6 protein-coding genes are annotated in these 10,963 nt (G+C 46.0%); 2 read left to right on the forward strand and 4 right to left on the reverse strand.

Annotated elements, in window-relative coordinates:
- Positions 1–146: 146 nt before the first annotated feature.
- From OGM63_RS11195 to OGM63_RS11210, 4 genes are all read right to left on the reverse strand, one after another.
- Complete coding sequence (locus OGM63_RS11195; RefSeq protein WP_263745617.1) at positions 147–1,166, reverse strand: tyrosine-type recombinase/integrase; 1,020 nt, start codon at positions 1,164–1,166, stop codon at positions 147–149.
- 547 nt (positions 1,167–1,713) lie between these two features.
- Positions 1,714–2,175: a carboxysome distribution maintenance protein McdB gene (locus OGM63_RS11200; RefSeq protein ID WP_263745618.1), complete on the reverse strand. Its 462-nt coding sequence runs from the start codon at positions 2,173–2,175 to the stop codon at positions 1,714–1,716.
- Entirely contained in the window at positions 2,168–2,959 is a 792-nt protein-coding gene (locus OGM63_RS11205; RefSeq protein WP_263745619.1) for a ParA family protein, read from the reverse strand. The genes OGM63_RS11200 and OGM63_RS11205 overlap by 8 nt, the downstream gene beginning before the upstream one ends.
- 244 nt (positions 2,960–3,203) lie before the next feature.
- Positions 3,204–3,422 carry a hypothetical protein gene (locus tag OGM63_RS11210; protein WP_263745620.1) on the reverse strand — a complete coding sequence of 73 codons (219 nt, stop codon included), beginning with the start codon at positions 3,420–3,422 and terminating at the stop codon, positions 3,204–3,206.
- A 407-nt stretch (positions 3,423–3,829) separates the two neighbouring features.
- On the opposite strand from OGM63_RS11210, the gene OGM63_RS11215 reads away from it, so the two are divergent.
- Both OGM63_RS11215 and OGM63_RS11220 read left to right on the forward strand, forming a co-directional pair.
- Positions 3,830–4,624 (forward strand): MBL fold metallo-hydrolase, encoded by a 795-nt coding sequence (locus OGM63_RS11215; protein WP_263745621.1) that lies wholly within the window; start codon positions 3,830–3,832, stop codon positions 4,622–4,624.
- A 259-nt stretch (positions 4,625–4,883) separates the two neighbouring features.
- A partial coding sequence (locus OGM63_RS11220; RefSeq protein WP_263745622.1) for a non-ribosomal peptide synthetase occupies positions 4,884–10,963 on the forward strand: 6,080 nt, incomplete at its 3' end.

Genomic DNA, 10,963 nt, shown 5'->3' on the forward strand with positions numbered 1-10,963 from the left:
AAAGCACAATTGCAATATCTATATTGGACAGCATTTTTCACCCACGGTAGTCGTGACCGATGCGAGAGGGAGCAAACCACCCGAAGCGATGGTGGGTGTTGGTGAGCGCTGGTGCTTTTATAATAGCGACTATCTTTGATTTTTATTTAACTATCCTTTTTCAACATAGCAGTCAACAAATCAGACATCTCCAAGGAGTCTCTATTTCGATTATCATCATAAATCATCAATGTCCTGGGGTCAGCATGGCGACTTAACTTCTGCACCTTTCTAATATTCCCATCCGTCGCATCCAACGCCGCCGTAATCGCGCTATGCCTTACCCTATGCGGTGACATCGGCTTTTTGACACCCGCCGCCTTAAAAGCACGCGCCACTATTTTATGAATAGCATCCCCCGTCAACCTATGCCCAGAGTTATGGAAATCCAACGCCGTAAAAATTGGTAAATTCTCATTATTATCCCCCCTAGCAATCAACCAAATAGCAATAGAATTCGCCACATCCTTAGACATATCAATATACTCTTCATTCGTCCCCTGACCCTTACCCAAAATTCTTAACTTCCGCCCATAAAAATCAAAATCACTCACATTTAACTGACACACCTCATTCCTTCTTAAAGCCAAACCCCACAGCACCAGAAAAATGGCATAATTGCGCTTACCAATCAACGTTTCCCTATCAAATTGTCCAATAACTTTAGCTATTGTTTTACTATCAACACCCCTAGTATCCCGGTAAGCTTTTACTTTCTCAGACTCCACATCTTCCAAAGAATAGTTACAAACACCCAACTTTCTACCCATCTTCGCTAAGGATTTAATAGCAGCCAAACGCCGATTAACAGTAGCTTCCCGCACCCCACTTTGAATTAACAGCGCCTTATATTTCAACACCACATGCACAGCCTGCTCCCGCGTCAGGTGTAAAAACTCCAACACACTATCCCGATTGGGTAACACAGAAGTCATCTTCAAAAAAAAGTCTTTAATATCTTTCTCATAAGCCCTTCTGGTATTCGGATTTCGCTTGTCTGCCAAAAGTTGAGCCAACACATCTGGATCTGAGTGTAGCGGCTGGGAAAAATACCTGACAACCGGCGCATCCAAACAAGCCTCCAACGAGAGCTTGACAATTTCACCCCTTTCTGATTCATTTTGCATAATACCCGACGCAGACGTTAGCGATAATGTAGGTTTCCAATAACGCATATCATATTACGTACACTCATTACCACAAAAGTTATATTTAATAATCCACTTCTTCTCGGGGTGCGGAATTCATCTGGTGTTTGATATCAATGCCTTCTATGTGAAATTGCTGCCTTGATATCAAGATTGATAGCTTTAGCAACGGTCAGCAGAGTATAGAAAACTGTACAGAAAGTTGTCTGTCATGATAAGGGACAAGGACCAAGGCTTTTACCTAGAAAAAAGATACCAGCCGTCCCACAAGCGATCCGCAACACCCAACAGATAATTCAAAAACACGGCTGGTATCTTTTTTTTACGGTTTCCCCTAAGAAGAAATGCAGAACCTTGTTTATTAGATCCACAGGCACAATATACGATACCGAGAGCGTGAAGGTTCTGCATTTTATAGAGCTATTTTGATTGTGGGCGATCGCTCATTGTTTGTTCGTCGCTCCACAGTGCCGGTGTGGTGTACATATATATAGATGCAGTTCAAATTTTTGTTTGTTGCTCCGTTTTACTTTGACGAGTTACTCAGCATCGTTATTAACCTTTTAAGTTGACCAACCCGCTTACGCTGGTCGTACCTACGTTTGGCATCTGTGGTAATTTTCTCACGTAACGTATTATCTTCACTAGCCACTGTCCAAGCTGCTTCTAGGAAGGTTTCAACTGTAATTCCCCGTATGCGGCAAAATTGTGTCAGTTTTTGGTCAAGGTCTTTTTCTAAAACAATCGCCGAGTGCCGCTTGGTTTCTGGGTATTGTTCGAGTTCGGCGATTAGTGCAGCTTCTCTATCAGCACCATTAGTTGTAGTTGGACTTTCTACTGACTCTACTGGCAACGGTAGTGTTGCAGCTTCTTCAAGTTCAAGTTCTTTTTCTGATTGAGATCCTTGCTGAACGAGCGCATCAATTCTTGGTTCAACAGTTCGGCGGTTGCGTTTGTTGCGGAGTTGGTTAAGTATATTATCATCCATTGTTTATTCCCAACCCAATGTGTGTGCTAATTTTCTCGATTAAGATTTCAAACGGATATTCTAAGTCTTGATATCCCAACTCGCTAAGGGTTATACGTTTGTTGATTGCTTGTTTGAAACGTTCCGATTCCCGGATGGAGGGTAGAACTAATTGTTCGCCAACTTCAGAGCGCATAGAGTCAACAGATGCCCGACTTTCTTGAGCTTGGGTGTTACCAAACCAGCGATCGCGAAATGGCAGAACACCTAATACTTCGGCATCGGTTGCTCCCACATCGCGCAGACCATTGAGTAAGTCAAGGGTTCTGATTAAGGAACCATAACCTTTTACTGATGCTTCTGCTGGGATGACCAAAAAATCTGCTGCCCCCAGAACCGTTAAACAAATTTGCGATCGCTGCGGTGGAGCATCGATAATGCACACTTTGAAGATTTTGGCAACTGCTTCTAATCTACGTTTGAGTAGGGTTGCACCCACCCCGCTATTAGATAGATAGTCCTGTACGGTATCGAGTTGGTCGTCGGCGGGGATGAGAAATAAATTGTCGTTATATGCGGTGGGGTATATGCTATCTTCGGCGGGAACTGTTTTTTTGAGAAATTCCAGTAAGGTTGGTTGGTTGGCTTCCAACTCAAACCCTAAATAAGTAGTGAGGTTGTGCTGCGGGTCAGAGTCAATCATTAATGTGGGACAACAGGAGCGTGCAAGCAGCCGACCTAGAAATAAGGCTGTTGTCGTCTTCCCCTGTCCCCCACTGAGGCTGGCGATGCTAATTGTCAGCATATATAAATTTATTAAATTAACTTTTTAACTTAAAGTTATTTGGTTATTTTGTCAAATGGTAAATTAATAAAATTAGCTTTTAATAAAATTAGCTTTTTAACAAAGAGTAAACCTTCTTTCTTTGAGTCCGCACTTTAATCCTCTATCGATGACAACTTAATATCCATGTAGGTGAACGTATTTACAGCATTACAACTCGTAGGCAGCCATCAGTGAGAGGTTAAGGTAATTGCACTTTTGTCAATCAGTTAAAATACTCAAAAATTTTTGGAAGTCCCTTATTTACCAGTTGACGCAATAGGGTATCCATATATGGTTGAACCTGCTCCGGGGAAATATTGGTGATGCTTGCCAATACCCGAACGATATTCTCTAACTCGTCCCGATGTTGTTCTCGCAAACTTTGTAGGTGGTGGTAAACCAGGGCTTCCTGGGTGCTGCCTTCATAGGTATCTGAATTCATAAGCGTCCCATTGTCGTATGCGCTCTTCTTATTATGAAAGGTTTTAAGGCTTCATCAATGACTGTGTAAGGTGTGTAAGATAACGCCTGTTATGCTTGTTTTTGTATTTTTTGGCGTGACGATGACGCTTCCGCGCCCGTGAAGAAAGCGATCGCATGAGTCCATGCGATGATTGTATGGACTCATCACATGGCAGCCAAGTTTACCTAAATACCTCTCCGTGCTAGGATTTTCTGATGATACCGTTTGGGCGCTGCTCCCGTAACCCGTTAGGGGGGTGTGTAGACCATTGTAGACTAGATCGGGATACCGTTACTTTGGATGAAATTCGTTCTTGGTCTATTCCGAAATAGACCAATTCTTCAGTACACTCAAAAACAGACCAGGATGTTCAAACCAAAAACGAGTTGGTTGATCAGGCGCTATCCCAGTACGCCAAAGTTGACAGACTCAATGCGCTGTTTGTCGCACACAGTCACTTTGACCATGCACTTGACGTTGCCTATATCGCCAAAAAGACTGTAGCGCAATTGTACGGGTCAGAATCGACCCTGAACATTGGTCAAGGGGGAGGCGTACCCGAAGATCAAATGACGCTGTACGATCCGGGCAAGGAAGTGAAAGTTGGCAAGTTTAATGTGACCGTCCTGCGTTCCCAGCACTCGCGTTCTACTCCCATCAACGATGACCTGGGTCAGGTCATTAACACACCGCTCACACAACCCACAATGCTCCGCAACTATGTAGAAGGTAATTCGTTTGACTTTCTGATCAAGCATGGTCATCACTCTATTCTGGTGAAACCCTCTGCCAACTTCATCTGGGGTGCGCTGGAGCAAGTGCCGCCGGTTAATGTCCTCTTCCTGGCAATGGGAACGGCAGGCTCCCAGACGGCAGGCTCCCAGACGGCAGGCTCCCAGCCGGGGGAGTGCCCTGAGTACCGGGACTTACTAAAGCACTTCTACGATCAGACCGTGGGCAAGTTAAAGCCTCAGCTTGAGCTTGTGATTCCCATACACTGGGATCACTTCTTTTGTCCACTGAAACCGGACGAGACCCTCTATGCCTTGGATAATAACGATTTGACCGTTGGCTTCGACTTTCTGGTGGAACACCTTACAGGCGACGGGATCAATTTCGGAATCATGCAGAAGGGCTTTCATAGCGTGATGTTGTCTGACAATAAACGGGACTGCACCTGATCACTTCGTCCATGACAAGAAGTCAGCACTCAAGCCCACTCCTAGATTGAGTGGGATGAGCTTAATTTCAGGCTCATACTGCTCTACTGAAAGACAACCTCTGTTGAAGTACCATCACCAGAAATATCACACTTTCATGTTCGGCTGTGGGATTTTCTCATGATAAACTGACTTGAAAATAAAACTTTGGCTATAAACCAACAGAAATAGGTGACTGTTAACCATAAATATGAATGTTTATAAACCGCAAGATAGTAAAATGACCCTAACTCAACAACAAACATACTGGCAACAGCAGCTTGGGGGTGATATGCCTGTGTTAGAAATTCCATTAGATTATCCACGCTCACCGCAGCAGTCATTCATTAGAGCCAAGGAAGCTGTTGAGCTTGATGAGAAGCTCTGCTTAGAACTCAATAAATTTTGTCTAAGTGAGAACGTCACTCTTTTTACTACGCTCCTTGCTGCATTTAAGGTTCTTTTGCTTCGTTACACGGGACAGAAAGATATCATTGTAGGGTCCCTGTCTGCTGATAGTCTTCAGGAAAAAGAGGGAGCAAACCCTGAAAGATTCATCAATCCAGTAGTGCTCAGAACAAATTTAACCGAAGAGCTAACTGCTAGAGAACTTTTAAAGCGGGTTGGTAACAAAGTTGAGGCAGCGGCACAGAATCGCGATTACCCCTTTGAGAAGTTGGTTGCAGCAGTTAATGGGGAGCAGAATTTAACAAGAGCGCTGATTTTTCAAGTGATGTTGGTGCTATGCGATGTACCGTTTTGTCTTTCACAAACACCAATTTGCGAAGAGAATCTGGTGGAACAGGAACATAGCGCTTTGTGCGACTTAGTTGTTTTGGCTTCTAAAAAAGAAGGGAACTTAATCATAATTGGTGAATACAACGCTGAGTTGTTTGAGTCAGCCTCGATTAGGCGAATGTTAGGGCATTTGCAGATCTTACTGGAAAACCTCATCGCCAATCCAAATCAGTGTATTTCCACCTTGCCCCTGCTAACTCTTCGAGAGCGACACCAATTATTAGTAGAGTGGAACAACACCACAAAAGAGTATCCCAAAGATAAGTGTATCCATCAGTTGTTTGAGGAGCAGGTAACGCTTACGCCCGACGCCATTGCGGTAGTCTTTGAAGGAGAACAACTGACCTATAAAGAACTTAACCAACGGGCGAACAGGATAGCACATCACCTGCAACGCCTGGGCGTAGGGACTGAAGTGCTAGTGGGGATATGCGTAGAGCGATCGCTAGAGATGGTAGTGGGATTGCTTGGCATCCTCAAAGCAGGTGGAGCGTATGTGCCCCTTGACCCAACTTATCCTTCCGAGCGTTTGGTCTTCATGCTAGAAGACGCATCTGTGCCAGTGCTGCTAACGATGGCGAAGTTAGTAGAGTCGCTTCCTAAACATCAAGCACGAATTGTCTGTCTGGACACAGACTGGGAGGTCATTGCCCAACAAAGCCAGGAGAATCTTAAAACCAGCGTGACACCCGACAAAACGATTTATGTCGTTTACACCTCTGGCTCAACAGGGTTACCTAAAGGAGTTCCTGTTCCTCATCTGGCAGTGAGCCGTTTGGTAATTAACACAAACTACATTAATATAGGGTCAAAAGATGTAATTGCTCAAGTCTCGAACAGTTCTTTCGACGCTGCTACATTCGAGATTTGGGGAGCCTTACTTAACGGGGCGAAGCTCGTTGTGATAGCTAAGGATGTAGCGCTTTCACCCTTGGATTTTGCAGCCGCGATCAAAGAGCAAGGCATTACCGTATTGTTCTTGACGACCGCTTTGTTCAATTTGGTAGCAAGGGAAGTCCCGTGCGCTTTCTCTTCGGTGAAACACCTCCTATTTGGAGGAGAAGCTGTGGATCTGCGGTGGGTCAAAAAAGTGCTGAAGAATGATCCACCTGTACGGTTGCTTCATGTTTATGGACCTACCGAAAGTACAACATTCACCACTTGGTATTTGGTACAAGATGTTCCAGAAGGGGCAAAAACCATTCCCATCGGTCGCCCCATAGCCAACACTCACTGTTTTGTGCTCGACGACCACCTACAACCCGTCCCCATCGGTGTCCCTGGAGAATTGTACATCGGTGGAGATGGTCTGGCACAGGGCTACCTCAACCGTCCGGATTTGACAAATGAAAAATTTATCCCCAACCCCATAAGCAATGAGCCGGGGTCACGTCTGTACAAAACAGGAGACAAAGCACGTTACCTAAGTGACGGCAACATCCAGTTTCTGGGTCGCATTGACAATCAGGTGAAGCTTCGCGGCTTCCGCATCGAACTTGGGGAAATTGAAGCAGCACTTTTGCAACATCCAAAGGTGCGGGACGCCGTTGTTATTGTCCGGGAGGATACCTATGGCGACAAGCGCCTAGTGGCTTATATCGTTGGTCACTCACAAATCTTTACAGCGCCTACAACGACCGGGGACTTGTATGCCGAACACATCTCGAACTGGCAAACACTCTACGAAAAAATTTATAGTCAGACCCCTACCCATCGAAACCAGAATTTTAACATTATTGGCTGGAACAGTAGCTATACAGACAAGTCTATCCCAGAAGACCAGATGCGCGAGTGGGTAGAGCATACCGTTGAGCGGATTCTATCATTAAAACCCCAACGCGTGCTAGAAATTGGTTGCGGAACCGGACTGCTACTATCCCGAATTGCTCCCCACTGCACCCAGTACTGGGGTACGGATTTCTCGCAACAAGCGCTCAAGCATACTGAGCAACTGACAAGATCGCAGCCGGGATTGAAACAGGTGTCTCTTAAGATGAGGATGGCAGATAACTTTGAGGGCATAGAGGCAGACGCCTTCGATACAGTCATCCTTAACTCAGTGATTCAATATTTTCCCAGCATCGACTATTTACTGCGAGTTTTAGAGGGGGCAGTGAATGCGGTAAGCAGTGGAGGTTGTATTTTCGTGGGGGATGTGCGGAGCCTGCCGCTACTTGAGGCATACCACGCTTCTATTGCGCTGTATCAGGCACCGCAGGAGCTTGAGCGAGATTTGCTGCTCGAACGCGTGCGAAAGCAGGTGGCTACTGAAGAAGAACTGGTCATCAACCCAGCTTTCTTCACCGCACTGGCGCAGCATCTACCACAGATCGGTCATGTTCAGATTCTACCCAAGCATGGTCGCCATCATAATGAACTTACCAAGTTTCGCTACGATGTGATTCTGCATATAGGCTCGCGGGTTCCTTCGACCAAAAATATTCAATGGTTGGACTGGCAGCCGGATTGGACAAGTGCATCCATCCGCCAGTTGCTGCAAGCAACCGAGCCAGAAATGCTTGGATTGCGACACGTACCGAATGCACGTTTAGAGGCAGAAATCAAAACTCTCAAATGGCTGAGTAGTAACTCTGAACACCAAACAGTAGGGGAATGGCGTTCCAATGCAGAGCAACAATCGCCAGTAGGAATAGATCCAGAAGAGCTATGGTCATTAAGCCACGACTTACCATATAGTATCGACATTAGCTGGTTAGGAGCTAGTGCAGATGGTAGTTATGACGTAATTTTTCGACACCATGCCATAACAGAAGAAGTAGAATTTCCGCCAGCAGACTGCACTGATATATCCACAGTTTTCCTTAAATCTTGGAGCAACTATGCCAACAAACCACTACAAGGTAAAGTTGCTCAAAAGCTGATCCCACTCCTCCGCAGCTTCTTACAAGAAAAACTACCCGATTATATGGTGCCAAATGCCTTCATGCTGCTGGACACCTTGCCGCTGACCCCCAACGGCAAAATTGATCGCCAAGCGCTGCCAGTACCCGACTTCACCACACCAAATCTGCAAGAAAATTTTGTCGCACCGAGTACGCATATTGAAAAGGTGCTAGCAGAAATTTGGTCCCAAGTGCTGGGCGTCGAGCGAATTGGCATCTACGACAAATTCTTGGAATTGGGCGGACATTCCTTACTGGCTATTCAGATAGTAAGTCGGTTGCGCGACATCTTAAAGGTGGAGTTACCTATGGATAGCTTGTTTGGCTCTCCAACAATAGCCGAACTGCAAGAGCGCATTGAGGCGGAACGCGATCTATTGCCTTTCAAGCAAACTCCCCCGATCCAAAGAGTTTCTAGGAACCAAAACTTGCCTCTCTCATGGAGTCAGGAGCAACTGTGGTTCCTTGCACAATTAGAACCCGATACTCCAGTTTATAACGAACCCTGCACCATTTGCTTTGGGGAAGCGATCAACATTAATGCCCTAGAAAAAGCCCTCAACGAAATTATTAAACGTCACGAAAGCCTGCGAACGCACTTCATTACAGTAGATGGAGAACCATCTCAGGTTATTGCTTCACCAACCACTTTTAATCTACCAGTAGTCGATCTGAGGCAACTCCCACAACAAGAGCGCTGTGCTGAAGCTTTGCGGCTAGCCACAATAGATGCCTTGCAGCAGTTTGATTTAACAACAGGACCACTGCTGCGAGCTACGTTAATGCAGATAGCAGACGTTGACTACAGGTTATTCCTAACTTTTCACCACATTATCATTGATGGTGTATCTATAAGCAGCGTATTCCTTCCAGAGCTAGCGGCACTTTACAAAACTTTCTCTACGGTCGTGTCATCATCTCTTCCAGAACTGCCCGTACAGTACGCCGACTTTGCTGTTTGGCAACGGCAGTGGTTTACAGAAGAAATTCTGGCTCGTCAGCTTAAATACTGGAAGCAGCAGCTAGCCGACTTGCCCGTACTACAGTTGCCATATGACCGTCCACGGTTAGCTGTCCAGACTTTCCGGGGTGCAAGGCAATATTTGACGCTATCCAAAGAGTTAACCCAAGCGCTCAAAACACTCTCGCAGCAGTCGGGGGTCACGCTTTACATGACGCTGTTGGCGGTATTCAAAACCTTGCTCTACCGCTACACTGGGCAAGAAGACATTGTTGTAGGTACTGTCAGTGCGGGTCGCAACAGACCGGAGATTTCGGGGCTAGCGGGGTATTTCGTCAACACCTTGGTGTTGCGTACCGATCTGTCGCTTAATCCTAATTTCCGAGAGCTACTGTCTCGGATACGCGAAGTAACCTTGGGGGCTTATGCCCATGAAGACTTGCCCTACCAGAAGCTAGTAAATACACTCCAACCGGAGCGAAACCTAAGCCAGAACCCCCTGTTCCAAGTAGCCTTTGTTCTAGAACCTCCTATGCCATCTTTGATTTCGGGTTGGACTGTAAGTTACGCGGATATCCAAACCGACACTGCAAAGTTCGATCTGACGCTTGCACTGGACTCTAGATCAGAAGGGATTATTGGTAACATAGAGTATAATACAGATTTGTTTGAGGCTGCCACTATCTCGCGAATGATAGGACATTTTAAGACTTTGCTTGCAGGAATTGTTGCTAACCCTCAAGCGCGAGTTTCAGAATTGCCCCTGCTGACAGAAGCAGAGCGATATCAGTTGCTAGTGGAATGGAACAACACCACAAAAGAGTATCCCAAAGATAGGTGTATCCATCAGTTGTTTGAGGAACAGGTTACGCTTACGCCTGATGCGATTGCGGTAGTCTTTGAAGGGGAACAACTGACCTATAAAGAACTTAACCAACGGGCAAACAGGATAGCACATCACCTACAAAGCCTGGGCGTAAGACCAGAAGTGCTAGTGGGAATATGCGTAGAGCGCTCCATAGAGATGATAGTGGGATTGCTTGGCATCCTCAAGGCTGGTGGCGCGTATGTCCCTCTTGACCCAACTTATCCTGCCGAGCATTTGGTTTTCATACTAGAAGACGCTCAAGTACCAGTGATGCTAACTCAGGCAAAGTTAGTAGAGTCTCTTCCCAAACATAACGCGCTGATCGTCTGCTTAGACACTTCGGAGCGAGCAATCGCTCTTAAGAGCCAATTCAACCCTATCAGCGAGGTGAAACACGATAACCTCGCGTACGTCATCTACACCTCTGGTTCTACTGGTAAACCCAAGGGGGTGTCTATCGAGCATCATAGCACAGTTGCTCTGTTGACTTGGGCAAAAGAAGTATTTGCAACTGAAGATATAGCTGGTGTTCTGTCCTCAACCTCCATCTGTTTCGATTTGTCAGTATTCGAGCTGTTTGTTCCCCTGAGTTGGGGTGGCAAGGTCATTCTAGCCCAAAACGCGCTCGCCTTGCCCACCTTGCCTGCTGCCAAAGAAGTCACTGTGATCAATACAGTTCCCACTGCGATCGCGGAGTTATTGCGCTCACAAGACATACCTGCTTCTGTGCGAATGATCAACCTTGCAGGTGAACCACTCCAAAAACAACTGGTGCAGCAGATCTATCAGCA

This window comes from Plectonema radiosum NIES-515 (genome assembly GCF_025753815.1).
Classification (GTDB): Bacteria; Cyanobacteriota; Cyanobacteriia; order Cyanobacteriales; family Nostocaceae; genus Hassallia; species Hassallia radiosum_A.

Coding starts and splice junctions, on each gene's coding strand:
- OGM63_RS11195 (WP_263745617.1), bottom strand. CDS start 1,166: ATGCAAAATGAATCAGAAAGGGGTGAAATTGTCAAGCTCTCGTTGGAG.
- OGM63_RS11200 (WP_263745618.1), bottom strand. CDS start 2,175: ATGGATGATAATATACTTAACCAACTCCGCAACAAACGCAACCGCCGA.
- OGM63_RS11205 (WP_263745619.1), bottom strand. CDS start 2,959: ATGCTGACAATTAGCATCGCCAGCCTCAGTGGGGGACAGGGGAAGACG.
- OGM63_RS11210 (WP_263745620.1), bottom strand. CDS start 3,422: ATGAATTCAGATACCTATGAAGGCAGCACCCAGGAAGCCCTGGTTTAC.